This is a genomic window from Sulfurimonas crateris (assembly GCF_005217605.1).
Taxonomy (GTDB): Bacteria; Campylobacterota; Campylobacteria; order Campylobacterales; family Sulfurimonadaceae; genus Sulfurimonas; species Sulfurimonas crateris.
In genome coordinates this window covers 17,690-42,866 of sequence record NZ_SZPX01000002.1, presented here as the reverse complement: position 1 = coordinate 42,866, position 25,177 = coordinate 17,690, and the positions used below count along the sequence as shown (strand labels likewise).

The 25,177-nt window shown below is 40.1% G+C and carries 25 protein-coding genes; 10 read left to right on the top strand and 15 right to left on the bottom strand.

Annotated elements, in window-relative coordinates; all coding sequences use genetic code 11:
- The first annotated feature begins 46 nt into the window (after window positions 1–46).
- The gene (locus tag FCU45_RS02840) at window positions 47–2,677 is read left to right on the top strand and encodes a valine--tRNA ligase (RefSeq protein WP_137012091.1); all 2,631 of its coding nucleotides are present in this window, start codon (window positions 47–49) and stop codon (window positions 2,675–2,677) included.
- The gene (locus tag FCU45_RS02835; protein ID WP_137012089.1) at window positions 2,678–4,321 is read left to right on the top strand and encodes a SulP family inorganic anion transporter; all 1,644 of its coding nucleotides are present in this window, start codon (window positions 2,678–2,680) and stop codon (window positions 4,319–4,321) included.
- Here the strand turns inward: FCU45_RS02835 and FCU45_RS02830 are convergent.
- From FCU45_RS02830 to flgH, 3 genes are read right to left on the bottom strand one after another with little or no spacing between them, the layout of a single operon-like run.
- Window positions 4,302–5,522: an EAL domain-containing protein gene (locus FCU45_RS02830; RefSeq protein WP_137012087.1), complete on the bottom strand. Its 1,221-nt coding sequence runs from the start codon at window positions 5,520–5,522 to the stop codon at window positions 4,302–4,304. The genes FCU45_RS02835 and FCU45_RS02830 overlap by 20 nt on opposite strands.
- A 2-nt stretch (window positions 5,523–5,524) precedes the next feature.
- Window positions 5,525–7,015 carry a hypothetical protein gene (locus FCU45_RS02825; RefSeq protein ID WP_246032221.1) on the bottom strand — a complete coding sequence of 497 codons (1,491 nt, stop codon included), beginning with the start codon at window positions 7,013–7,015 and terminating at the stop codon, window positions 5,525–5,527.
- Window positions 6,951–7,655: a flagellar basal body L-ring protein FlgH gene (gene flgH / locus FCU45_RS02820; protein ID WP_188109188.1), complete on the bottom strand. Its 705-nt coding sequence runs from the start codon at window positions 7,653–7,655 to the stop codon at window positions 6,951–6,953. The genes FCU45_RS02825 and flgH overlap by 65 nt, the downstream gene beginning before the upstream one ends.
- Before the next feature lie 87 nt (window positions 7,656–7,742).
- On the opposite strand from flgH, the gene FCU45_RS02815 reads away from it, so the two are divergent.
- A complete protein-coding gene (locus tag FCU45_RS02815) occupies window positions 7,743–8,186 on the top strand; it encodes a GatB/YqeY domain-containing protein (protein ID WP_137012083.1) in 444 nt (147 codons plus the stop codon).
- 76 nt (window positions 8,187–8,262) lie between these two features.
- On the opposite strand, the gene trpC is transcribed toward FCU45_RS02815, so the two are convergent.
- The 4 genes from trpC to FCU45_RS02795 are packed head-to-tail and all read right to left on the bottom strand — an operon-like array spanning window position 8,263 to window position 11,407.
- Complete coding sequence (trpC, locus tag FCU45_RS02810; protein ID WP_137012081.1) at window positions 8,263–9,063, bottom strand: indole-3-glycerol phosphate synthase TrpC; 801 nt, start codon at window positions 9,061–9,063, stop codon at window positions 8,263–8,265.
- A 1-nt stretch (window position 9,064) separates the two neighbouring features.
- Entirely contained in the window at window positions 9,065–10,351 is a 1,287-nt protein-coding gene (locus tag FCU45_RS02805) for a tetratricopeptide repeat protein (protein WP_137012079.1), read from the bottom strand.
- Complete coding sequence (locus FCU45_RS02800) at window positions 10,344–10,724, bottom strand: YkgJ family cysteine cluster protein (protein ID WP_137012077.1); 381 nt, start codon at window positions 10,722–10,724, stop codon at window positions 10,344–10,346. The genes FCU45_RS02805 and FCU45_RS02800 overlap by 8 nt, the downstream gene beginning before the upstream one ends.
- On the bottom strand, window positions 10,712–11,407 hold the full coding sequence (locus tag FCU45_RS02795; RefSeq protein ID WP_137012075.1) for a tRNA1(Val) (adenine(37)-N6)-methyltransferase: 696 nt from the start codon (window positions 11,405–11,407) through the stop codon (window positions 10,712–10,714). The genes FCU45_RS02800 and FCU45_RS02795 overlap by 13 nt, the downstream gene beginning before the upstream one ends.
- A 64-nt stretch (window positions 11,408–11,471) precedes the next feature.
- On the opposite strand from FCU45_RS02795, the gene kdsB reads away from it, so the two are divergent.
- From kdsB to FCU45_RS02780, 3 genes are read left to right on the top strand one after another with little or no spacing between them, the layout of a single operon-like run.
- Window positions 11,472–12,188, top strand: a complete 717-nt coding sequence (gene kdsB, locus FCU45_RS02790) for a 3-deoxy-manno-octulosonate cytidylyltransferase (protein ID WP_137012073.1) — start codon at window positions 11,472–11,474, stop codon at window positions 12,186–12,188.
- 27 nt (window positions 12,189–12,215) lie between these two features.
- A complete protein-coding gene (locus FCU45_RS02785; protein ID WP_137012071.1) occupies window positions 12,216–12,515 on the top strand; it encodes a nucleotidyltransferase family protein in 300 nt (99 codons plus the stop codon).
- Window positions 12,508–12,846 carry a HepT-like ribonuclease domain-containing protein gene (locus FCU45_RS02780; protein ID WP_170175817.1) on the top strand — a complete coding sequence of 113 codons (339 nt, stop codon included), beginning with the start codon at window positions 12,508–12,510 and terminating at the stop codon, window positions 12,844–12,846. Before FCU45_RS02785 ends, FCU45_RS02780 begins: the two co-directional genes overlap by 8 nt.
- Window positions 12,847–12,973: 127 nt before the next feature.
- Here FCU45_RS02780 and FCU45_RS02775 read toward each other — a convergent pair whose 3' ends face one another.
- Window positions 12,974–13,516: an outer membrane protein gene (locus FCU45_RS02775; RefSeq protein WP_137012067.1), complete on the bottom strand. Its 543-nt coding sequence runs from the start codon at window positions 13,514–13,516 to the stop codon at window positions 12,974–12,976.
- Window positions 13,517–13,610: 94 nt separating this feature from the next.
- Here FCU45_RS02775 and FCU45_RS02770 point away from each other — a divergent pair, with 94 nt between their 5' ends.
- Entirely contained in the window at window positions 13,611–13,889 is a 279-nt protein-coding gene (locus FCU45_RS02770; RefSeq protein ID WP_137012065.1) for a helix-turn-helix domain-containing protein, read from the top strand.
- Between the two features lie 50 nt (window positions 13,890–13,939).
- On the opposite strand, the gene rpsO is transcribed toward FCU45_RS02770, so the two are convergent.
- Window positions 13,940–14,215, bottom strand: coding sequence for a 30S ribosomal protein S15 (rpsO, locus tag FCU45_RS02765; protein ID WP_137012063.1), 276 nt, complete (start codon window positions 14,213–14,215; stop codon window positions 13,940–13,942).
- Window positions 14,216–14,352: 137 nt separating this feature from the next.
- Between rpsO and FCU45_RS02760 the strand changes: the two genes are divergently transcribed.
- The 3 genes from FCU45_RS02760 (at window position 14,353) to FCU45_RS02750 (ending at window position 18,079) form a co-directional block, all read left to right on the top strand.
- Window positions 14,353–14,754, top strand: coding sequence for an RrF2 family transcriptional regulator (locus FCU45_RS02760; RefSeq protein ID WP_137012061.1), 402 nt, complete (start codon window positions 14,353–14,355; stop codon window positions 14,752–14,754).
- A 94-nt stretch (window positions 14,755–14,848) separates the two neighbouring features.
- Complete coding sequence (flhA, locus tag FCU45_RS02755; RefSeq protein ID WP_246032236.1) at window positions 14,849–16,933, top strand: flagellar biosynthesis protein FlhA; 2,085 nt, start codon at window positions 14,849–14,851, stop codon at window positions 16,931–16,933.
- A gap of 66 nt (window positions 16,934–16,999) precedes the next feature.
- Window positions 17,000–18,079: a DHH family phosphoesterase gene (locus FCU45_RS02750; protein ID WP_137012057.1), complete on the top strand. Its 1,080-nt coding sequence runs from the start codon at window positions 17,000–17,002 to the stop codon at window positions 18,077–18,079.
- An 8-nt stretch (window positions 18,080–18,087) separates the two neighbouring features.
- Here FCU45_RS02750 and FCU45_RS02745 read toward each other — a convergent pair whose 3' ends face one another.
- From FCU45_RS02745 to pyrH, 6 genes are all read right to left on the bottom strand, one after another.
- Complete coding sequence (locus FCU45_RS02745) at window positions 18,088–19,479, bottom strand: N-acetylmuramoyl-L-alanine amidase (protein WP_137012055.1); 1,392 nt, start codon at window positions 19,477–19,479, stop codon at window positions 18,088–18,090.
- Window positions 19,480–19,486: 7 nt separating this feature from the next.
- Window positions 19,487–20,578, bottom strand: coding sequence for a nitronate monooxygenase (locus tag FCU45_RS02740; RefSeq protein ID WP_137012053.1), 1,092 nt, complete (start codon window positions 20,576–20,578; stop codon window positions 19,487–19,489).
- Window positions 20,578–21,777 carry a tyrosine--tRNA ligase gene (tyrS, locus tag FCU45_RS02735; protein ID WP_137012051.1) on the bottom strand — a complete coding sequence of 400 codons (1,200 nt, stop codon included), beginning with the start codon at window positions 21,775–21,777 and terminating at the stop codon, window positions 20,578–20,580. Before tyrS ends, FCU45_RS02740 begins: the two co-directional genes overlap by 1 nt.
- A gap of 27 nt (window positions 21,778–21,804) precedes the next feature.
- Window positions 21,805–23,943, bottom strand: coding sequence for a RelA/SpoT family protein (locus FCU45_RS02730; protein ID WP_137012050.1), 2,139 nt, complete (start codon window positions 23,941–23,943; stop codon window positions 21,805–21,807).
- A gap of 19 nt (window positions 23,944–23,962) precedes the next feature.
- Window positions 23,963–24,181, bottom strand: coding sequence for a DNA-directed RNA polymerase subunit omega (locus FCU45_RS02725; protein WP_137012049.1), 219 nt, complete (start codon window positions 24,179–24,181; stop codon window positions 23,963–23,965).
- A 104-nt stretch (window positions 24,182–24,285) separates the two neighbouring features.
- A complete protein-coding gene (gene pyrH / locus FCU45_RS02720; protein ID WP_137012048.1) occupies window positions 24,286–24,999 on the bottom strand; it encodes a UMP kinase in 714 nt (237 codons plus the stop codon).
- Between the last annotated feature and the right edge of the window lie 178 nt (window positions 25,000–25,177).

The following is a 25,177-nucleotide window of genomic DNA, read 5'->3' as shown; positions in this document are numbered from 1 at the left end:
ACATCTTTTTGGATATAATCGCGAAAAACGATTTAAGGTCAAAAACATGTCAGCAAAGAGCTATGAACCGAGCATTACGGAAGATGAATTTTACAAAATTTGGGAAGAGAGAGGCTACTTTGAGGTAGATGGCAACAGAGCCATTCAAGAAGAGGGAAAAAATTTCTCCATCATGATGCCTCCTCCAAATGTCACAGGTCGTCTTCACATAGGTCATGCCCTTACGTTTACACTTCAAGATATTATCACCCGCTACAAAAGAATGGACGGATACAAAACTCTTTGGCAGCCTGGAACCGACCATGCGGGGATCGCAACGCAAAACGTGGTCGAGAAACAGCTTCTAGCACAAGGCACTACAAAAGAGGAGATCGGCAGAGAGGCGTTTTTAGAGCGTGCGTGGGCGTGGAAAGAGGAGTCTGCGGGAGTTATGACCTCGCAACTGCGCAAAATGGGAGTCTCTCCAGCTTGGAAACGTGAGCGCTTTACAATGGATGAGGGACTTCAAAAGTCAGTAAAAGAGGCGTTTGTTCATCTCTACAACCAAGGACTTATCGTTCGCGGAAACTACATGGTAAACTGGTGTACGCATGACGGCGCGCTTAGCGACATAGAGGTTGAGCATGAAGAGCATGAGGGCAAGTTTTACCATATTAAGTACCCTTTTGCAGACGGCAGCGGTTTTGTTGAAGTTGCGACCACTAGACCTGAGACATACTTCGGCGATACAGCGGTTATGGTACATCCGGATGATGCAAGGTACAAAGATATCATAGGCAAGAAGATAAGACTTCCTCTAACTAACAGAGAAGTCGCGATCATTGCGGATGAGCATGTAGATATGGAGTTTGGAACAGGCGTGGTCAAGGTAACTCCCGCGCACGACCAAAACGACTACGAAGTTGGTAAAAGACACGACTTAGAGTTTATTACCGTATTTGATGAGAAGGGTATTTTAAACGAGTACGCCGGAGAGTTTGCAGGCTTAGAGCGTCTTAAAGCCCGCGATATAATCGTTAAAAAACTAGAAGCTGAAGGCTTTGTCGTAAAGATAGAAGATCACAAACATCAAGTAGGACACTGCTACAGATGTAAAAACATCGTTGAACCATACATCTCAAAACAGTGGTTTGTAAGAAGCGAAGTTGCAAAGAAGTCTATAGAAAAAACAAACAGCGGCGAAGCAAAATTCTTTCCGCCTCACTGGATAAACTCATACAACTCGTGGATGGGTGATCTAAGAGACTGGTGTATCTCCCGTCAGCTCTGGTGGGGACATCAGATCCCTGTTTTTTACTGCAACGACTGCGACCATGAGTGGGCAAGTTTAAAAGACGAAGAGCATGAGTGTCCAAAGTGTGCTTCAAAAAACATTCATCAAGACCCTGATGTTCTTGACACTTGGTTCAGCTCAGCTCTATGGCCGTTCTCAACGCTTGGCTGGGGGAATGGCGACGTTGAGATGGACAAACTCTTCCAATCAGACGACCTAAAAGAGTTCTACCCGAACTCGCTTCTTATTACGGGCTTTGACATACTCTTTTTCTGGGTTGCTAGAATGATGATGATGGGTGAGAATTTTATGGGCAATCTTCCGTTTAACCACATCTACCTTCACGCACTTGTACGCGACGAGAACGGTCAGAAGATGAGCAAATCAAAAGGCAATGTTATCGACCCGCTTGATATGGTAGAGAAGTACAGCGCCGATATTCTGCGCTTCACTCTTGCCATCAGTGCGGCACAAGGTCGTGACATACGAATGAGTACGGATAAGCTCGAACAGAACCGTAACTTTACGAACAAGCTCTACAATGCTGCGAAATTTCTGCAGATGAATGTAGATACTTTTCCTGATATAAAAGGTTTTTGCATCGAGACTCCGCTTGGAAGATATATGGTCTCACGCCTTAATGTCGCTACGCAAGAAGTTCGCTCATCTATGGATGAGTACAGATTTAACGACGCTGCAACTGCTGTTTACCGCTTTATATGGAACGAGTTCTGCGACTGGGGAATTGAACTTAGCAAAGCTGACAAAAGCTCAATTGTTGAACTTGGCGCTATCTTTAAAGAGTCTATGAAGCTTCTGCATCCGTTTATGCCGTTCATCACAGAGTATCTCTACCATGAACTCTCTGCAACAAGCCTGGATAGCTCTGAGTCTGTTATGGTTATGAAGTATCCGTATAAGACGAAGAGACGTCTAAAAGACGAGGCTAGATTTGAGGTGATAATGGATGTTATCATCTCCATCAGACGTGCAAAAGTCTTGGTAGATCTCGCAAATCAGAAGATAGCAAAAGCATTTGTCAAGATTGATGGCATCTCACAAGAAGAGCAAGAGCTGATGAAGCCTTTTATACTCAAACTTGCCAAAGTAGATGTTATAGAGTTCACTGAATCTAAAGTAGAAAACTCCGTAAGTGACATCTCGCAAAAATGTGAGACATTTATTCCAACTGATTCAATTGACCTTGCACCTATTATCAGCCGTCTTTCAAAACAGGATGAGAAGCTACAAAAAGAGATCGATAAACTCAGCGGTATGCTAAATAATGAACGCTTTGTAGCAAATGCACCTGAAGATGTTCTTGCAAAGAACAGAGAGCTTCTAGCAGATGCACAAGATAAACAGCAAAAAGTTTTAGAGCAGTTAAATTCACTGAAAAACTAAATGAACAAAGTTTTTGAACCTAAGCTTTTTACACTTCTAAAATCTGGGATAAGCAAAGATCAGCTTATCTCTGACATCTTTGCCGGCATTGTTGTCGGTATAGTTGCACTTCCTCTCTCAATCGCATTTGCCGTAGCTTCAGGCGTCTCTCCTGAAAAAGGTCTGATCACTGCAATTATTGCCGGCTTTATCATCTCTTTTTTTGGCGGCAGCAGAGTTCAGATCGGCGGCCCTACGGGAGCATTTATAGTAATCATATATGCTATAGTTCAAGAGTATGGAATTGACGGGCTTATCATCTCTACTATGATGGCGGGAGTCATCCTCATACTCTTTGGGCTTTTACGTCTGGGCAATCTTTTAAAATACTTTCCGCATCCGCTGATTGTAGGCTTTACAAGCGGTATTGCCGTCATTATATTCTCAACGCAGATAAAAGATGCATTGGGGCTGGGTATTGAGAAAATGCCATCGGAGTTCTTTGAGAAGTGGGTTGCCTATTTTTCTCAAGTAGATGAGACAAACCTCTATGCACTCGCAATTACAACTGTGACAATTTTAATAACTATCTATTTTAAAAAGATAACTGCCAGAGTTCCGGGCTCTTTTGTTGCCATACTTTTCATCACTTTTATCGTTCAAGCAGCAAATATTCCGGTAACTACCATTGAGTCATTCTTCGGAGAGATACCAAACACTTTTACTTTCTCACTGCCTAATATCGAGATGGAAAACCTCTATATCTATATCGCTCCCGCTCTTACAATAGCTCTGCTTGGAGGTGTAGAGTCACTTCTCTCTGCCGTTGTTGCTGATGGTATGATAAGCGGTAACCACCGCTCAAACACGGAGCTGATAGCTCAAGGGATGGCGAATATTCTCACTCCTATATTTGGCGGCATTGCGGCAACGGGGGCGATCGCGAGAACTGCTACAAACGTGAAAAATGGCGGAAGAACTCCAATTGCGGGAATTGTACACGCTATGACCCTTCTGCTTATTATGCTTGTTTTTGCAAGTTATGCGAAGCTTATTCCGATGGCATGTCTGGCGGGGATCTTGATCGTGGTTGCTTATAATATGAGCGAGTGGCGCTCTTTTATCTCGATCTTAAAAGGCTCTCCTTTTGATATTATAGTCCTGCTTAGTACATTTTTACTTACAGTGTTTGTGGATCTGACCGTGGCGATACAGATCGGCGTTGTTCTCTCCTCACTTCTGTTTATGAAGAGAATGGCGGATATCGGCATAAAGACTCCATGCCATGTTGACAGCGATCTGCTTGAAGATTACTCTGATTTGCCTGAGGGCGTCTCTATCTACGAGATAAGCGGTCCGCTATTTTTTGCCTCTGCAAAACAGTACTCGGGAGTGATAAAAGAGATAGGGCTTAAGAGCAAGATACTCATCATCCGTATGCGCCATGTTCCTTTTGTAGACTCAACTGCGCTTCATAATTTTGAGGAGATGCTAAAAACACTGCAAAAGTCAGATGTCATAGTGCTTCTCTCAGGTGTAAACAGCGATGTACTGCAAGATTTAAAAAAATATGAGATCACCAATTTACTTGAGGAGGGAAACATACTTGACTCATTTGATGAGGCGGTAAAAAGAGCCAAGAGTATTACTCCAGCTCCTCTTTAGGTTCACTGAAATAGTAACCTTGTGAGTAATCGACTCCAAGCTCTTCTACTTTGGCTTGAACCTCTGCGCTATGTACAAACTCGGCTATAACCTTAATATTGCTCTTTTTACAAAGCAGAACTACCGCCTCGACTATTACCAAACTGTTTTTATCATTTAAAATATTTTTTATAAAAGAGCCGTCTATTTTAAGATAGTCCGGTGAGAACTCAAGAAGTCTTGAAAAGTTTGAGCTCTGGCTTCCAAAGTCATCTATTGAGATCTTAAAACCGTGATATCTAAGAGAGTTTAGCTGAGTAAGAATCTCTGGAGTATTAATAGTACTTATATCTTCAAGCATCTCTAAAGTGACCTTTGATGGATTGATGCCGTACTTTTTGGCACACTTTAAGAGATACTCCTCCAGATAGTTAAGATGCAGATCCGTACTTGTAATGTTTATGGAGAACTCATACTCGGTAGTGCTAAACTTTTTAAAGCTCTGCTCTATTACGCACTTTGTAAGAAGCGTGAGTGTTCCCGTAAGCCTTGAAGCTTCCATAAACCTTATCGGGGGAGTGATTGTCCCGTTATTTCTTATTCTTATCAGACACTCATACTTCTCTACTCTTTTCGTCTTGTTATTTATTATAGGCTGATAATAGGTAACTAACTGCTCATTCTCAAAAGCCTCTTTGATCTTATGTATCCAGTAGATGTTCTCCTGCTGTTTTTTTATAAAAACAGAGTGCGGGTCATATATTTTATACGATGCTCTTTTATGCTCTCTTAGCTCTTTTATAGCAGTTCTTGCATGACTTAAAATTCCACTCTCTCTGCCTATTGCAATGCCTATACTTATAGATATTTTTATATCTGTATCATCATCAAGAGCCAAAACTTCTGTCTGGTCGAAAAAGGATATCAAAGAGCTTGCAAGTTCTGATAACTTTTTTGAACTCATCATCTCCGTACATACAAGTACAAATTCATCAGAGTTTAACCTGAAAAGAGTTGAAGAGAGCGGCTTTGCAATATCAATTAGTCTTGCTATCTCGACAAGTGCTCTATCACCTATCTCAAATCCGTACGCACTGTTTATATTACTGAAATTATCCACATCTATTAAAAAAACATTGGCGTGTTCCAAAGATTCAAGATGCTCGATTAAAGCAAATCTGCTTGGAAGGGATGTTAATGAGTCTCTATTTATATCCTGCATTATTAGTTGCTCTTTAGAAGTATATAGCTTTGAGGCTTCACGGATCTGTATTTTGGCATTCCCGTGCCGATAGTTGAGTTTATATATGTCGGATCTGCTATAACATACTCTTTTGAACCTGCTCTTATCTTCTCTCCATCAAGCGGGATATATAGTGCTGTCGCCATATGATCCTCATACTTTACACCGAGTGCGCTAACTCCGAAAAGCTCTCTCATAAGATATGAAAAGAGAACCGCCCTGTCTTCACAGTCTGACCTGTCGTAAAAAAGCGTCTCCTGCGCGAACATCACCTTCTCTTTTCCGAATTGCTGATTATCCTGCTCATATTTAAACGATTTCTGTACAAAAGTAAGCACAAAGTTCATAGCTTCGCTCGCTTTTTTGCCGTCAATATATTTTTTGATGGATATCGCCAGCTCTCTGTATGTCCTCTTGTCAATAGGGGCGTTAAAAAAGGTCTCATAATCAGCTTGTGGATATGTTGACATAAACTCTATAAGATTTTTATTGTAAGAGAACGCAATCTCATACCTATTGCTAAAGTGCTCAAAGCTCAGAAGTTTATTATCAAAATCACTTCCCAAAATCGGGAGCTCATCCATTGAGAGATCAAGCGGCTTTGTGGCATTCGGATAATCCTGCTTGTAAGAAAAAACTCTTCCTATGCTATCTTTGGAGTTACCTAAAAAAACATAATATTTTTTGCTATCGAAATTAAAGCTAGGCGCAGCGTAGATCGTTTTTGTCGAGTAGTGCATCAAAACTACGTGTCTGTCGTCCAAACCGATTTTTACGGCGTATCCCAATTTGTTTAGTAAAAACCAACTAAGAAGCTTAGAGTTGTCTCTGTTCTCATATATGCTGTGAGATATTTTCGAGACTAAAAGGTAGATACCCCAATCATTTAAGTTCATGTATTTTGAGACTCTTTGTATATCTAAAACCAGATCTGCATACTCACTTGAAGCAACACTATCGAAAAAGTTGGCAATTCCTGTCTGATTTGTAGGGTAAAAAGTTGCTCTTTTTATACCGTCTGAAATATCAAACTCCAAATTTTTACCGTAAAAATCAAATGATATATCTTTTTGCACTTTTTGTGTAGGCAAAGATTTAGCAGGCTCTTTTTGAGGTGGTGGCAGATCCTCTTTAACCTCTTTTTTTTCTTCTATCTGTATGTTTATCTTTGGTCCGACAGGCTTGATCTGAGTCTGTTTTGCGGGCTCGATCGTTAGGGGTTTTTGCTTCTCGTAAAGAGGCTTCATCTCCTCAAGTGCGTAGGCTTTCCACTCCTGTTTTAAGTAGTTGCTAAAAGCCCTGTCCCTCTCATCTTTATACTCTTTAAAGGAGTCTGTTTGAGACTTTTTAAAATCTTTAAAACTCTGCTGGGCAAAGGTGAGTGAAAAACTCAGCGCAATAAGTAGACTAAAACGGCCAGACAGCCTGAATAATTTTTGTACCCCAGCCCTGTTTTGTCGCACGGTCAACATCTCCCTCTGTCTTATAAAGAATCTTGGCATCACTTATCTGTGAAGACTCTATTCTGTTGTATTGATCAATATCATAAGGGCGAATTACGCCGCCTATCTGTATGATCTGCTTCTGATCATCTACCAAAATCTCTCTCTTGCCGGATATAAAATAGTTTCCGTTTTCAAGCACTTTTACAATTCTAGCAGAAATTGTCGTAGTAAACGATGCATCTCTTGATGCACTTCCCTGACCCGCATAGGCACTGCTTGAACTGCCTGTAAATCCTACGTTGCTTAAGCCGTTTAGTTTGTTTACTGCCGAATTTACCGCAGAGTTTGTGCCGCCTGCACTAAAGAGACCGCCACCCAAGCCCATCGTATCATCTTCACTGAGCTGTTTTGAACCTGTACTTGAACTCTGAGCATTTTCAGATATTATAACCGTTACTACATCATTTACGTGCATAGCTTTGTGGTCTGTAAAAAGTGGGTTTTCGCCCTGACCAAAAATACTGCCAACCGAAGCAAAATCCTTCTTGTCTTCGCGTGATGGCATCTGCTCTACATAAGCAGGAGGCTCAAAGTCTATCTCAGGATCCGTCAAATTTGCCGTACAACCGGAAAAAAATAGTATAGCATAAATCGGCATCAGCACCATTAAAATAGTTTTTTTCAATTTTTCTCTTTTGCTTCTGTTTTATTAGTTATAATTCTAGCAATAATAGTTCCACATAAAAGGAAAATCGTGAATTTAAGAGATAAGATAAATCAAGATGTCAAAGATGCTATGAAAGCAAAAGATAACAAAAAAAGAGATGCTCTAAGACTTTTGACAAGTGCTTTTAAGCAGATAGAGGTCGATGAGAGAAAAGAGCTTAACGATGATGACGTTATTAAAATAATTCAATCACAGGTCAAAAGAAGAGATGATGCGGCAACGCAGTACAGAGATGCAGGGCGCGACGATCTGATGCAAAAAGAGCTTGATGAGATTGCTTGTTACAAAGAGTATCTGCCTGCACAACTTAGCGATGATGAGCTAAGCAAAGCGATAAAAGATATAATCGCAAAAGTAGGCGCTGAAACTATCAAGGATATTGGAAAAGTGATGGGGGCGGCATCTAAAGAGCTATCAGGCAAGGCTGACGGCAAAAGAATTAATGAGTGCGCAAAGGCACTATTGTCATAAGAGAAGAGACTCTTCTCTTGCTCTTGGCTTAGCCAAACTTCAATTTTCTAAGCGTGTGCGAGGCATTCGCCTCTTTTTAGGCGTTTTTATTTTTTCCGTATTTCAGTTTTCTAAGCGCTGCTTCCTCATCAGCTTCTCTCATCAGAGACTCACCTACCAAAAAGGCATCGACTCCCGCTTTAGAGAGATCTTCAAGCTGTCCATGCTCATAAATACCGCTCTCTGCAACGATTATCTTGCCGTTTGGTATCATCGGAATAAGCTCGTAGGAGAGTTGCATATTCATCTCAAAAGTTTGAAGATTTCTGTGATTTATCCCGATAATATCGCTCCCAGCATAGATCGCTTTTACCAAATCGCTCTTGTCATGTACCTCAACAAGTGCCTCCATGCCCAGATGTCTTGTATATCCAAGAAGCTCTTTAAGCTCGCCTTTGCTAAGAGCCGCGGCAATAAGAAGAATAAAATCTGCACCGTGAACCATTGCTTCGAGTATCTGATATTTTGTTACTATGAAATCTTTTCTAAGTAGCGGAATCCCTACATATCTTCTTATCTGCCCCAAATAGTCCAGATTTCCTTGAAAAAAGTGAGGTTCGGTAAGAACAGAGATAGCGCTTGCCCCTCCTCTCTCATAGCTCTGTGCGATCGCTATGGGATCAAAATCTTCACGGATCACACCTTTTGAAGGAGAGGCTTTTTTTACCTCTGCGATTATTCTGTATGGATCCTCATCCGTAGCTCTCAAGTATGGAAAAACATCTCTCGGCGCTCTTGCATTAAAGGCAAGTGAGCGTCCAAGCCAGTCAAGTGAAAACTCCTTCTCTCTTTTTATTACATCTTCTCTTGTTTTTTTTATTATCTCGTCTAAAATCATTCTACTTTGTACCCTTTTGTTTTTTATTGCATTTTTTTATAGCTTCAATATGTTCAACAACCTCGCTGTTGCTGCTGCCGTCCATATTTGCAACTTTTTTCATGATCTTTGCAGCTCTTTTACAATCTCCGAGTTTATAGTATCCCCAAGCAAGTGAATCAAGATAGTAGATAGAGTTTGGCTCTATCTTAAGCGCCTCTTTCACATACGCTATCCCTTTTTTTACATTAATTCCGTGATCTATCAAAAGATAACCGAGATAGTTAAGGTACATGCCCTCTCTTTTTGTCTCTATTACCTCTTTTAGTTTGGAGATAACGCTTTTATGCATCGCTGTATCGCTCTTATCCTCAGCGCTCTCATACTCAAATATTGCACTCTGTCCAAGATAAGAGGCATCACCGCTCTCATCGTATAGCTCTTTTGCAATACCGACCGCTTTTTTATAATTTTTCATCTTTATGTAGAGCTGAAGAAGCAGTTCCTTGTTGATGCTGCTCTGCTCCAAAAACTCGACCATCTTTTTGTAATCTTTTTTATAGCCGTATATCTGGACTATTTTTTCACCTATATCTCTGCTTGAATCTATCTTGTAAAGTCTTAAGTATGTCGATAAAAGACCATCGACATTGTTGTCGTTGCTGTAAAAACCGATAAGCTTTGAGCAGATTAGCTTTGTACATCCATGTATTCTTGAGTGAGTCTCAAGCTGTGCGATCGCATCTTTTTTTCTCTCCAGATTTACATACAAGATGACTGCCATCTTCTCAAGTATCTTCTCGTTATAGTTTTTAATATATGCGCCCTCTAGATACTTCACCGCGGTGTCAAACTGTTTTAGTTTTACATATATCTCACTTACAAGCAGATAGTCATCAACACTGTTTGACTTTGCAACAAGCTCTAGACCAAGCTCTTTTGCTTCCAAGAGTCTATCTGCTCTCATAAGGGCTACTATTTTTATCCTTATAAGCTCAAAATCATCTATCTCATCCCCTAAAGCATCGTCTGCTCTGCTTATGACGCGTTCGTTCTCATTTGCAGCCAACTCATCTCTTAGGGAGCGGTATAGGTACTCTTTTTTGCCTGTTTTTAAGTAGAGAGTATTAAATATATCTGATGAGTTCTTGTAATCCTGCCTCTCTTCAAACCAGAGAGCATTTAGTATGTAAAGATCCTCATACTCAAAGACTTTCTGATGCCCTTTTACCTCTATATCTTTAGAGGAGCACCCGAGAATAAAAATAAGTACCCCAATAAGAAGAGAAAATCTAGTAAGACTATGCATCAATAACTCCTGGGCACTCTAGTTTCAACTCATCGACTCTTGTTTTAAAGTAGTCCCAAAAAGGAAAAGTTCTGCACTGCTGCGGTCTTGCTTCATAAATAGCGCATCCGTTTGATTCTCTGTCATAAAAAGCGCACTCGTAACTCTCGCCAATTTTTCTCTCTTTTATGGAGTATCTGTATCCGTGTTTAAAAAGATATTTTTCGCTAAACGCTTGGGTTTCTAATCCTAATAGGTCGGCAATACTCTCTATCTCCGAGGCACTCACATGGATATATCCGCTCTCTCCAGTGCAGCATCTCGCCTGACATGAGCTGCATGCAGAGGCATCAAAAATGTAGTCGTATCCGTCTTTTTTAATTATATTTGACATTTTATACTTTGTGTCCGTGCTTTTTTATATATATTTTGAGCCTCTTGTGAAAACTCTTCCCCGTCAAAACTGATAAAGGGCGCCCAAATTTTCATAAGTGACTTTGAGCCGTTTCTGGCATGTATCATCACAAGAGATGCCGCCCTATCACTTTTAGGATGAACAAAACGTACATCAACCGCTCTCATATTTGTTTTTGTAAGCTCCGCGCAGATAAGTCCAAACTGCGAAGCATCATAACAGAAAATAAAATGAGACCTCGGTTTTAAGAGTCTTGAGACCTTTTTGAAAAATCTATCTAACGGTAAGTTGACATTATAGCGTGCATTAAATAACATCTCATTTTCACTCTTTGTCACACCCTCATGATAAAAGGGGGGATTTGAGATGATAAAGTCATACTTAACATCTTCATCCAACTCTAAAAAATCACTCTTGTGGAGTCTGTAATCTATCTTGTTAACTCTCGCATTAATAGAGGCATACTCTGCAAAAACATCCTGCTTCTCAACGGCTTCAAGTTCAACTTTCTCGTTATCTCGTGCGACCAAAAGTCCCACAACACCGCACCCTGCTCCAACATCTAAAATCTTTCCTCTAGGTTTAAAATGATTTACAAAGTCATATAAAAAGATTGAGTCGCTGTTGTAGCAGTAGCCCTCTTGCGGCTGATAAAGAAGCATATATGCAATTCCTAAAAGTTCATTTTTGGATATAATTTTGCCATTATATTATTAAAGGCTTTAAATGATAATTATTCCGGCAAGGCTTGCTTCAAGCAGATTTCCACAAAAAGTCTTAGCAGACATCGGCGGAGTTCCGATGGTAGTGCGAACTGCTCAAAGAGTTGCACATCTGGGCAGAGTCGTCGTTGCGGCTGATGATGAGCTGATCATCTCAACATGCAGAGCCCACGGTGTTGAGGCGATGCTTACATCAACAACTCACAAAAGCGGAACCGACCGTATAAATGAGTGTGCAAATATTCTAAAGGTAGATGATGATGAGCTTATTATAAACGTTCAAGCAGATGAGCCTTTTATTGAGGCGGATGTTGTCGAAAAGCTTATTAAAAGATTAGAGGAGCTGAAGCAAAAGGGCGAAGAGTTTATCATGGCAAGCTGCTACAACTCTATAAACAGCGAATCTGCACAAGATGCCAACTTGGTAAAAGTGGTGTTAGACGACCAAGACAATGCCATCTACTTCTCACGCTCCCCAATCCCATATAATAGAAGCGGAGAAGCGCAGTACTTCGGTCATATAGGGATATACGGTTTTAGCAAAAAGAGCCTAAAAGAGTTTTGTGATCTTAATGATGCGCCTATTGAAGATATAGAAAAACTAGAACAGCTTCGCGCAATCTACCATCAAAAAAAGATAAGCATGGTTAAAGTAACAAGCACGGGCTTTGGGATAGATACCGAGGAGGATTTAAAAAGAGCGGTTGAGATATTTTTATAATTTTCAGTTCGTGCTATAATACTTTTTATGAAAACAAAAAATGAAATCATTACATTTTTGCAAAAAAACAGAGCATACATTTGCAAGACATTTCACATCACAAAAATAGCTCTCTTTGGATCTTTTGCAAGAGATGAACAGACGGATGGCAGTGATGTGGATCTGCTTATTGAGCTTGACGATAACCTGATAGATGTTTATGACACAAAAGAGTCATTAAAACAGTTTTTATCTCATTCTTTCGATCGCAGTGTCGATCTAGCAAGAGAAAAGTATCTAAAGCCCTACGCAAAAGAGTTTATCTTAAAAGATGCAATCTATGTCTAAAATTAAATTTGATCTTTTGTCGTTAATAGAATCAATTGATAAAATTCAAAACTATTCACAAGAGTTTTTAAATGCTGATGATTTTTACAATGATCAAAAAAGTTTCGATGCTTCTATGATGCAACTTGTAGTCATTGGTGAAACAATTACTCGTCTGGATGAATCATTTAAAAAAACTCATCAGCACATACCTTGGCAAAAGATAAAAGACTTTCGAAATATAATCGCACATGACTATTTTGGTATTGACGCAGATGAAATTTGGGATATTATACAAAACAAACTTATTCCACTCAGAAGTGAAATACAAATTCTTGTAGATAAAATGTAAATTTTTAATTGATTAACTAGGGAAAGAGAGAGTTTGGAGAATTTCTCCCTTTTAAAAAGAGCGGTTGAGATTTTTTTATAGCGAATTTGCCATGCTTAAGAGGGCATGGCAACAGGAGAATTAAAAACTAAAATTTATAGTTTACACCAACAAACCAGTTTGAAATTGGGTCAATCTCAAGTTTAACATCAACACCACTCACTGTTATTGTATCTTCCATATTTGACTTCATATAACGATAACCAGCTTCAACTGAAAAATTTTCATTTATAGCATAGTTTACACCAGCTTGCGCACCGTACACAACTCCTGAAATATCTAAATCTGCTAGATCATCAACTTCCGCTGAACCATACCCTACAAAACCACCAACAAATGGCTTGATATCATTATCGCCGATTAAATAGTCGTAACCAATACCGGCATAATATGCATCTCCGCCATCTACATTAATATTTTGATAGCTAATAAATGCACGGCTATTTTTATCATAATAGTATCCAAGCTTGAAAGTTGCGGAACCGCCATCATCACTCTCTTCTGCGCTAACTCCAGCAGCAGAAGCTTTCATATCAAACTTAGTATTTCCAATGTCAATACCAATATAATTTCCACTATCCGCAGCAATCAAACCACTCGCAAGCAATACCGCCAACGCTATTTTTTTCATTTTTTATCCTAATGTTGAATCTAACTAACCATAGTTAGTTGATGTTAGATTGTATTGATATTACACTTACATCAACTTTAACTATAGGTAGTTTATGCACAAAATAGCAAATCAGGAAGATATAGATACACTTTATCGAACTATTGGTGCAAATGTAATGCGTATAAGAAAAGCAAAAGGGATGACTCAGTTAGATTTAGCTCTTGCTATTGGGCTAAAATCAGTAGGATTAATTTCTGTTGCAGAAATTTACCACAACAAAAAACATTTCAATTTAGAGCATTTATATAAAATTTCTTTGGTGCTTGACGTAATGATGAAGGATTTTTTTAATGGTGTTGATTATGATATTTGTAGAGTGGAAACAGAATAGTAAAAAATCAAAAGAAGAAAAAACGAAGCAAAAAAGCTTCGTTTTGGTATTTAGATATTGTCGCGAATACCTAAATCTGCTACAAGTTTAAGATAAGCATCTTTATCTTTTCTTTTAAAGTATTTCATAAGACGGCGACGCTGTCCTACTAATTTTAAAAGACCAAGTCTTGATGCGTGATCTTTTTTGAACACTTTTAAGTGCTCAGTAAGTTCACTGATTCTAGTTGTTAATAATGCGATTTGAACTTCACTTGAACCAGTGTCATTCTCACCACGACCGTATTTTGCAACAATTTCTTGTTTTTTAGCCGAATCTAAAGCCATAATGGCCTCCAAAAGGTATATAATCTAACAGTCCACACAAATTCAGTGTATAAAGTTGAAGTGAAATGATATCTAATTTATTCTTTTATTTCAACTTCTTTTGATATAATTTAAAAAATCTAATTAAAGTAATCATTATGTTAATAACCCGTGCTAGTGAGTATGCGATACTCTCCCTAATCGTTTTGACAAAAGCTTCCACTCCAATGGACAGCGAAACACTATCAAGCCAGCTCTCTATTCCAAAAAGTTTTTTAGCTAAAATCCTGCAATCTATGGCTAAGCAGGGTCTTTTAAAGTCATATAAAGGCGTAAACGGCGGTTTTGCTCTTGCTCGTGAGCCAAAAGATATAAGTATGTTGCAGATCATGTCTGCAGTTGAAGGCAAAGCGCCTAAAGTTTTTGATTGCGCACCGTCTCTTGAGAGTTGCCCACTAGACAAAGGCTCTCTATGTTCAATATGGCCTTTTTTAAATAAATTACAAGGTAAGATAGACTCTTTTTTAGCAGACTTGACTTTAGCAGACGTATTAGAGTAAAAAATTGGCAAAAAAATTAACTACTAGGCAGCAGATCGGCACTACCTTAAACTTTTTACTTGGTCAAAAAGATCTAAGTGTAGTAGTTTTCGTTATGGCAATACTTGCTATAATCATTGTTCCTCTGCCATCTTCCATACTGGACGTTTTACTTACTATATCTATGGCTCTTGCGGTACTTATTCTGCTTATATCGCTCTATGTTCCAAAACCGACCGACCTGACCACTTTTCCGACACTTATTTTAATACTTACGCTCTTTAGGCTCGCTCTTAATATTGCGACCACCAGAATGATCCTAAGCCACGGGCATGAAGGTCCTGATGAAGTAAGCAGTATTATTAACAGCTTTGGAAATTTTGTTGTCGGCGGAAACTATGTTATCGGTATCGTCGTCTTCTCGATCCTTGTTCTTATAAACTTTATGGTTATTACAAAGGGTTCAACAAGGGTTGCAGAGGTTGCTGCACGTTTTACACTCGATTCGATGCCGGGTAAGCAGATGGCAGTCGATGCCGACCTAAATGCAGGACTTATCGACGATGCAGAGGCAAAGAGAAGAAGAGCAGAGATACTCCAAGATGCAAACTTTTACGGAGCAATGGACGGTTCGTCTAAATTCGTAAAAGGTGACGCGGTTGCCGGTATAATCATCACTCTTATCAATATAATCGGCGGCTTTTTAATAGGTGTCTTTCAACACGATATGACAGTCGGCGACAGTGCTACAACATTTACCCTTCTAACGATCGGTGACGGTCTTGTCGGACAGATACCCGCTCTTATAATCTCAACAGCGACAGGTATCATGATAACCCGCTCTTCCGGAGAGGGAGACAACTTTGCAGAGGGCGCTATCAATCAGATCACAGGCAATGCAAAGATCATGATGATTGTAGGTTTCATTATGATCCTTTTTGCTCTGGTACCAGGGCTTCCAACTGCATCTATGGGCTTTGTCGGTATTTTGTTTGCTCTTCTTGGCTGGTCTATCTACAAATATGAAAAAGGCGAGCTAAGTATTCTTGATGTAAATAACATTCTCTCAAAGACAAAAGAGCAAGAAGCAAAACAGAAGGCTATGCGCCCTGCAAAATCTAACGAAGAGATAGCTAAAGAGGAGGAGAGCGCTCTTGAAGATATACTAAAAGTAGAGATGCTAGAGCTCACGCTCGGTTATCAGCTTATTCGTCTTGCAGATAGTGCCCAAGGCGGCGATCTCTTAGAGAGAATCCGCTCGATGAGAAGAAAGATAGCATCAGACTTTGGCTTTTTAATGCCTCAGGTGCGCATAAGAGACAATCTTCACCTCCAGCCACAGCAGTACCAAATACTCCTCAAAGGGATACCTATCGGCGAGGGCACTATTATGCCTGATAAATTCTTGGCAATGGACAGCGGGATGGCAACGGGAGAGATCAATGGGGAGAGAACAAAAGAGCCTGCATTTGGTCTTGAAGCTCTTTGGATCGCGCCTGAGTTAAAAGAGGATGCAATCATCAACGGATACACCGTCGTTGATCCTGCTACGGTTATCTCGACTCATATGAGTGAGCTGATAAAGAAAAATGCTGAGGACCTATTGACCCGTCAAGAGGTTCAGACTCTCATCAATAAGATCAAGAACGACTTTCCTATTATTGTGGATGATGTTACCAAGGTCGCTTCTATCGGGCTTATCCAAAGAGTTCTCAAAGCTCTTCTGCATGAGAAAGTACCTCTTAAAGATATGCTCACGATCCTTGAGACCATTGCAGATGTAGCCGAGTTTACCAAAAATGTGGACGTCATCACCGAGCAGGTACGCGCAAAACTCTCACGCATCATTACAAAGATGTACTCAGGCGAAGACGGAGTAATAAGACTTCTTACATTTGATACCCCCTCAGAGCAGTTGATGCTTGAGAAGTCTCAGGAGCGAGACGGCACAAGAAATCTAATGCTAAACGTCGGCGAGATAAATGCTCTTATCCAAGCAACGAGTGCCAAGGCGGCAGAACTGCTTCAAAAAGGGGTCTCTCCTGTCGTAGTTATAGTCGATCCTCAACTTCGCCGCGGCGTTGCAGAGATATTTGAGAGGTTCTCGCTTGACGTGGTAACACTCTCACATGCAGAGATAGACTCAAGTGCTACATTTGAAGTAATGGGATCGATCTCAATAAAAGAACAGGATAAATAATATATAGCCTAGTACGAACGCGTTCGTTTTAATGCATAACATCAAATAAAAATAAGAAAGAGAATAATGAATAACAAAATAATGCACCACCTATCACATACGGACCTTGACGGTTACAGCTGCCAGCTGGTAATGAAAGAGACACCATATACGCTTTTTAACTACAACGCGAACTACGGAGCAGAGGTAAAACAGACGCTAGAGTTGATGCTGCAAAATATTAAAAAAGATAACAAAGAGGCTTCTATACTTATTACAGATCTTAATCTAAACGCGGATGAGGCAAAGTGGCTAAACAGTGAAGTTGAAAAACTAAACGAAAAAAACAAAAAGATAACCCTGCTGCTTCTTGACCACCACGGAAGCGGAGAAGAGAGTGCAAACAAGTATGAGTGGTACTATTTAGATACTTCAAGATGCGCTACAAAGATAACTTATGACTACGCAAAAGAGCATTTTGAACTAAACGAGCCCGCTTGGATGGAGAAGTTTGTAAATATAGTAAATGCCGTTGATCTCTGGAAGATGGAAGAAAATGAGAACTTTGAGTATGGAAAGGTCTGTATGCGTCTTGTCTCAGAGATGAGAGAGCTTAACAAAGTGATGTTTGCACAAGATGACAACAACTACAAGCTCTCTTTGCTGCTTGAAGCCGTAAAGTATATTAACGAAGAGAATGCTCCTATAGTCCTTGATGAAAACATCCATAAAATAAAAAAAGAGTTTTTTAAAAAAGATCATGACAACACACTTGATAATCTTGCAACCGAGTATATAGTTGAACTACTGGGCAAAGCTAGAGATGAGAAGACCATTTACTACAAAGGCTACAGAGGATATCTTAGTTACGGTGTCGGAAACACATCTATAATCGGAAACGGTTTTTTACTTGCATATCCTGAGTATGACTTTATTGTAGATGTAAGCTTTAGGGGAACTCTGAGCATAAGAGCCAATAACACTGTAAACGTCGCACTTATCTCAAAAGAGTGGACAGGCGGAGGCGGACATCCTAATGCGGCAGGGGGTCGCATAATCGGCTTTAAAGAGCAGTACAGATACGACAAGGTAAAGGCTCAGATTGAGAAGATAATCAACGAAAAAGAGTCCGTAGCCGGAGAACTAGAGTACAAAAAAGAGAGTTAATAGCACCTCTAATTATTGGCGAAGTATCTCTCGATACCGTCAGCCAAGCCAAGAGCCATTGTTTTTAAGTAGTTTTTATCAACTAGGCGTCTAGCCTCCGTAGGATGGGTAATAAATCCGACCTCTACCAAAACCGATGGCATCTGTGCTCCCACCAAGACCCAAAAAGGACCCTCACGGACTCCGCCATCTTTTACACCGCTGTACCTTTTAGCAAGCGCGCCGAGCATTCCTCTTTGCAGATCAATCGCCAGTTTATTTGATGCTACGGTATTGTGATGGTTCAAAAAGTTAAGATAGCTATCTTTTCCATATATATTCATATCGCTTAGATCTGCGGAGTTCTCCTGTGCCGCAACACTTTTTGCTCTCTCAGAACGTGAAGGAGAGAGAAAGTAGCACTCAACCCCGTGCACTTTGTTTGCATGTTTGCCATCGATCGCATTTGCATGAATACTGACAAAAATATTCGCTCCCTTTTTATTTGCAAACTTTGTTCTATCGCTCAGCTTTACAAATTTATCCGCTGTTCTTGTCATATAGACTTTGTAGCCGCGCGATTCTAATATCTTCTCAAGCTCTTTTGCTACATCAAAGACAACGATTTTCTCTCTATATTTTCTATAACCCACTGCACCAGGGTCTTTTCCACCATGACCGGGGTCTATAACGATCACTTTTCCTCTGTCTCTTTTTATCGGTACGACACTCTCAAGAGCAGGTACTACTTTGCTGGTTTTTGTCTTTAGCTTTACCTCTAATGTTTTAGAGTCAATACTGTGTGCGACTTCTATTTTTGCGTTGTGATCTATCACCAGTCTTAGCGTCTGTGGATCAAACTGTGCTATTTTTATTCTATCTATATCATTGCTTTTAATATTTTGGGAGTCTGTAAGCATGGCAGTTTTAATATCAAAGACATATCTGTATCTGCCCTTAATCGTATCGTGAAGCGTAAAGTGTTCGATCTGAGAAGATGTAAGCTCTTTGTTAAACTCCAAAAGCAGTGTATCTTCTCTCCACTCTACTGATTTTAGCCTGTGCAGAGGATCAACATGAACATCTTCGATATGCTTACTCTTTTTCATCTCTTTTGGCTCAGGTTTGTTGTAACTGCTTTTTTGCGAAAGGGTCTTAAGCTCTTGAGAGTATTTAGAGACATCAATGCTAAGTCTCTCTCCGCTCTTTACTATCCCCTTTAAAGCCTCAAACTTTAAAGAGCTGTCGTTATCGACCATTGAACGAAGATAGAGAGTTTTATAGTCATCATATGCGCGAAAAGTATCGCTTGTAGAGTTGCTCTTCATATAGCTCTGTGCTCTTTTTAAAAGCTCACTGCTTTTTGTGGAAGCCTCAAGAGAGATAAGAAAAAGAAAAGAGAGTAAAAAAAGCTTAAACATCACCCTTCTATTCACCGTTGAGTAATTTATCCATCAACTCTTTTACCGAGATTATCTTATCGAGTCTATATCCGTTCGTGCCTGAGAAGAAGAGTCCTGTCTCAAGGTTTCCGTTGTAGGCATCACTTAGTCTGTCTGCGATACAGTAACCAACCTCTTTTGCCTCTTCACCGCGATTACACGGAGCAACACAGTTTGATATACACTTTATAGCAGGCCCCTCTCTCTTCTCAACAAGAGCGGTCAGGTTTGTTCTAACACCCTGCGCAGGGTAACCTACAGGTGAAGAGAAGAGTTGAATATCCTCTTTTTTTGCATCTAAAAGTACTTGTTTGAAGTTCTCATGCGCGTCACACTCATGAGTTCCAATAAAGCGTGTCCCCATCTGAACACCTCTTGCACCAAGCGACATCATCTCATCTATATCGCTCTTATCCCAGATCCCGCCTGCAGCTATCACTGGAATATCGCCCCACAAAGCGGCCTCTTCAACAACAGGTCTTACTAAGTTTTCAAGCTGATTCTCCGGCATTTTACACTGCTCATAGGTAAAACCTTGATGCCCTCCACTTTTTGGACCCTCTAACACAACAGCATCCGGAAGTCTGTTGTATCTCTGTTTCCATCTCTTACAGATTATCTTGAGCGCTTTTGCAGATGATACGATAGGCACAAGTGCCACATCTGGATACCCTTCAGTAAACTCAGGCATATTTGTAGGAAGACCGGCTCCTGTTATAATAATATCTATGCCGCTCTCACATGCATCACGGACAACTCTTCCATAGTCATTTATCGCATATAGAATATTTGCAGCAAGAGGTTTATCACCGCATATTTTTCTGGCATTTTTTATAATAGCGTCAAAACCCTCTTTTGAATAAAAACCAAGAGCATCAAGCGGTCTGTCTGCTACAAGTTTTGAAGCATATTTTTTATTCTCATAGTAACCGGTTCCAACGGCGCTGATAACACCCAGTCCGCCCTCTTTTGAAACGGTTCCGGCAAGCTGATCCCAGCTTATACCGACACCCATTCCGCCTTGAACTATAGGTTTTTCTATGATATATTTACCGATTTTCAATGCTTTATAGCTCATTAGTTTACCTTTAACTTTGCAAATTTTCTTTTTCCGACTTGGAGGATATACTCCCCTTTTGCTAATTGTAGCTGCTCGTCATTAACTTTCTCTTGATCAATTTTAACAGCACCTTGCTTAATATCTCTTCTTGCCTGAGATGTTGAGGGTGCTAGATTACAATCAACAAGGGCTTTTGCGATCCAGATCTCTTCATCAGAGCTGTATTCGTCGATCTCTGTAGGGATCTGGTTGTTTGCATGCACTTTTTCAAACTCGGCTTTTGCAGCAATAGCCGCCTCTTTTGAGTGAAATCTCTGGGTTATCTCTAAAGCCAGATCCTCTTTAACCGCTTTTGGATGAAGAGAACCATCGGTTACACCTTTTTTTAAGAGCTCTATCTCATCCAATGTTTTTGTGCTAAGCAGTTCGTAATATCTCCACATCAACTCATCAGAGATGCTTAAGATCTTTCCGAACATATCGTTTGGCTCATCTGCAACACCTATATAGTTGTTTAGTGATTTACTCATCTTCTGTACGCCATCAAGACCTTCTAAGATAGGCATCATCAAAACCGACTGCTCTTTTCCTATCTCATAAGCTCGCTGAAGATGACGACCCATGAGAAGATTGAACTTCTGGTCAGTGCCTCCGATCTCAATATCGCTCTTTAAATGCACACTGTCATAGCCCTGAAGAAGGGGATATATAAACTCGCTTATAGAGATGGACGTTCCGCTTTTGTATCTTTTGTCAAAGTCGTCACGTTCCAACATCCTTGCAACATTAAAAGTTGTCGTAAGTGTCAGCATTCCAGAAGCCCCAAGCGGATTTATCCAGTCTGAGTTAAAGAGCACTTCCGTTTTAGAAGGGTCTAAGATCTTAAAGACCTGCTCTTTGTAGCTCTTTGCGTTCTCCTGTATCTCTAGCGCGCTGAGCGTCTTTCTTGTAGCGCTCTTTCCTGTCGGATCACCGATCTGCGCGGTAAAGTCACCGATAAGAAACTGCACGCTTGCCCCATATTTTTGAAATATTGCAAGCTTTTGCAGCAGTACCGTATGTCCCAGGTGCAGATCGGGTGCAGTCGGATCAAACCCCGCTTTTACCGTGTATGTTTTTCCCTCTTCAAAGTACGCTTTTAACAGCTTCTCGATTCTTTCATTGTCTATTATCTCGGCTGTGCCTCTTTTTATCTCTCTTAAAGCTTCTTGTAACATAATTCTCTGTTTTTCCTGTTTTTATTTCTATTTGTATGCATCATCGGTGCGGATTAGATGTATCACTTTTATTTTTTGCTCGATTTTACCACGAAGCAAGTTAATATCAGCTTCTTTGCTCTCAAACCCTATTTCACAATACTTTGTAGTCTCGCTTCTGTTTTTTCCAAGCTCTATCTGTGTTATATCTATCTTTAGTTTTGCAAGGTAGTTTAAAAACTCAGCCAAAGTACCTACTCCGCTATGGAGTGAGACTATCATATTGTAGTTAAACGTATTTAGCTTCTGCCATCTTATAAATACCATCGGCTCATGGTTTTCAAGTTTTTTTGAAGCGCTTGAACACATCTTATGGTGTACATGCGCTTTACCCTTCTCCAAAAACGCCATTATCTCATCTCCGTTCTTTGGATGACAGCAGTAGTCAAAAACCACATCGCTTAGACTAGAAGTATTATAAACCTCAAGATCACCGAATGGGTAGCGTTTTATCTTAAACCTGTGTCTTGATAGAAATCTTTTAAATCTGTTGTTTTGATTTATATCTGTTATATATTTATGGATAACTTCACGAAAATGCTCAATATCAGTAGCTATCGTAGCTACTTTCTCACATCCGTTTTTCTCGAACCACTCTTCTACTCTGGAGTGGTTAAGGTTCATAGCGGTAGCTACTATGCTCACGCTTGATCTGGAGTTAATGTCTCTTATTCTGGCATTGCACTTATACTTCATATTTGTTTTTGCTTTGGAGGTCTTCACCGCATCGATCCAGCTGCATCTTGTTATACTGCTCTCTGCGACCTCTATCTTTACTATATCTCCGTTATGAAGCTCGTTTATAAGGGATGTTTTTGTCTTGTTGACCAGAGCCGATTTTGCGTGGTTGCCGACATGAGTGTGCACAGCGTATGCAAAATCAAGGACAACTGCACCGCGCGGAAGCGTAAATGCTTCGCCCGTAGGAGAAAAAACAGATATATCTTCGCTGTAGAGGTCATTCTTTATCAGATCATAAAACTCCTCTACAGACTCGTTTTGGTACCCGAGATTGTTAAGCCAGTCAAGTTTTATGCTATCATTTGCGCCACTCTTATATTTCCAGTGTGCCGCAACACCTAGTTCTGCTGTTTTGTGCATATCATAAGTTCTTATCTGTACTTCAAAAATTGCCGTATTATAAAAAACAGTCGTATGAATAGTTCTGTATCCATTATCTTTAGGTACTGCTATATAGTCCTTAAATCTTGAAGAGAGCGGCTGGAAGTGCAGATGGATCAGTCCAAGTATCTTGTAGCAATTAACGGCATCATCGGTTAATATCCTGACTGCCAAAAGGTCAAGGACCTCATCTATACCGACACCTTTTCTCTGCATTTTTAAATAAATAGAGTATTTATGTTTAACACGGGAGAGTATCTCAAAATCATCTTCGCAGAAGCCGTTTTGAACCAAAACCTTGTTTATCGACTGCTTAAACTCATCGAGCTTCATCTCTATTGCATGATAGTTCATCTCAAGGTAGCTGTCTATATGACGTTTCTCCTCTTTAAAAAGGTATGAGAAGCTCAAATCTTCCAGTAGATTTTTTAAAAAAGAGATTCCAAGACGATGAGCGATCGGTGAGTAGACGACTAGCGTCTCTTCTGCGATTCTATTCTGTTTTTGTGCAGGAAGAGCATCAAGGGTCAGCATATTGTGAAATCTGTCGCAAAGTTTTACGACTAAGACTCTTACATCTTTTATGCTCGCTAAGAGCATCTTTCTAAATGAGAGTGCCGATGCAACAAGTTTTTCATTGGAGTTAGAGGGAATAAGTTCGGCATCCCTGATACTGTCTATCTTTGTAAGACCTTCGACCAGATGCGCTACATCATCACCAAAAAGATCTTTTATCTCATCAATATTGACATGTGTATCTTCTACGATATCATGAAGAAGTGCGGCTATTGCCATCGCTTCGTCATTTGTGATGGATGAGACAATGGCTGCTACTAAAATGGGGTGGACAACATATGGTTGACCGCTTTTTCTAAACTGCTCCACATGAGCAGACTTTGAGTACTCTAGAGCCTTCTGGAGAGCATCGCTGTGAGGCATCTGCTCAAAAAGGTACTCTGTTGCCGAGTCAACATTATCTATCTGCTTTATTTTTTCGATATCCATTTGACCCAGACTCGATTAACTATTTTTTGTTATCCGCAAAGCCCTTGATCGTTATAAGACCCTCAGCTATCTCCATCAAAGCCAAATCTGCAACTTTAACATTTTTTGCAACGTTAAGCTTTGTTACCGCTCCGTTTAAAAGCTCGTCTGTTCTTTTTGAAACTGCTATCGCTAACTGGTAACGATCCATATTTGGATTGTTGTCTAATATCTTTGCTGTTAACTCTTCTACTCTCATTTTATATCCTTAAGGTTTATTATTAGTCCGTAAAAGGAACAAGTCCCTTCTACTTCGCTTAGACCGCTTTGGTCACTAAAGCTTGACACTTTCGTGTCAGAAATCTATTTTACTATTGAACAGTTTTGCATATTTCCGTTTTGCAAAATATCCAAAAGATTGCCTTTTTTAAACATATCGCACACCAAGATCGGAAGCGAGTTATCCTTTGCCAGTGCTATAGATGTGTCATCCATAACTTTGATATTATCTGAGAGCGCCTGCTCATAAGATAGTTCAGAAAGTTTTATTGCATCGCTGAACTTATTTGGGTCCTTGTCGTAAACTCCGTCAACTTTTGTTGCCTTGATTATAACCTCAGCGCCGATCTCGACTGCTCTTAGAGTTGCTGCCGTGTCTGTAGTAAAAAACGGATTTCCTGTTCCTGCTGCGAAAATAACAACACGCCCTTTTTCCAAGTGGCGGACTGCACGGCGGTTGATGTAAGGCTCAGCGATCTGCTCCATCTTAATAGCCGTCTGCATACGAACTTCCAAGCCCGCATGTTCGCAAGCTTCCTGCATAGCTATTCCGTTTATGACGGTAGCTAACATTCCCATATAGTCACCCGAGGTTCTTTTAATAATTCCATCTTGCGCAGCGGTAACTCCACGAATAATATTACCGCCTCCGATAACGATTCCAACCTCGATACCGGCGCTCACAAGTGACTTTATCTCCTGTGATATATAGTTTAGAATCTTCGTGTCAATTCCATGACCCGCTTCTCCTGCAAGAGCTTCACCTGAAAACTTAACCAAAACCCGTTTGTTAGCCATGCACTTCCTTTATGGGCATCTCTAAAAATCCTATAATGTTTTTACAGAGATGCCCTTATCTATAACTGCGCGAATTGTACTTAAACTTGGCTTTTGTTTTGCTTTGTTTTTTGAGCTGAGCAAAATTATTTTTATTGTTAGCACAATTAAATATGCTAAACTAACAGATAAATTATCA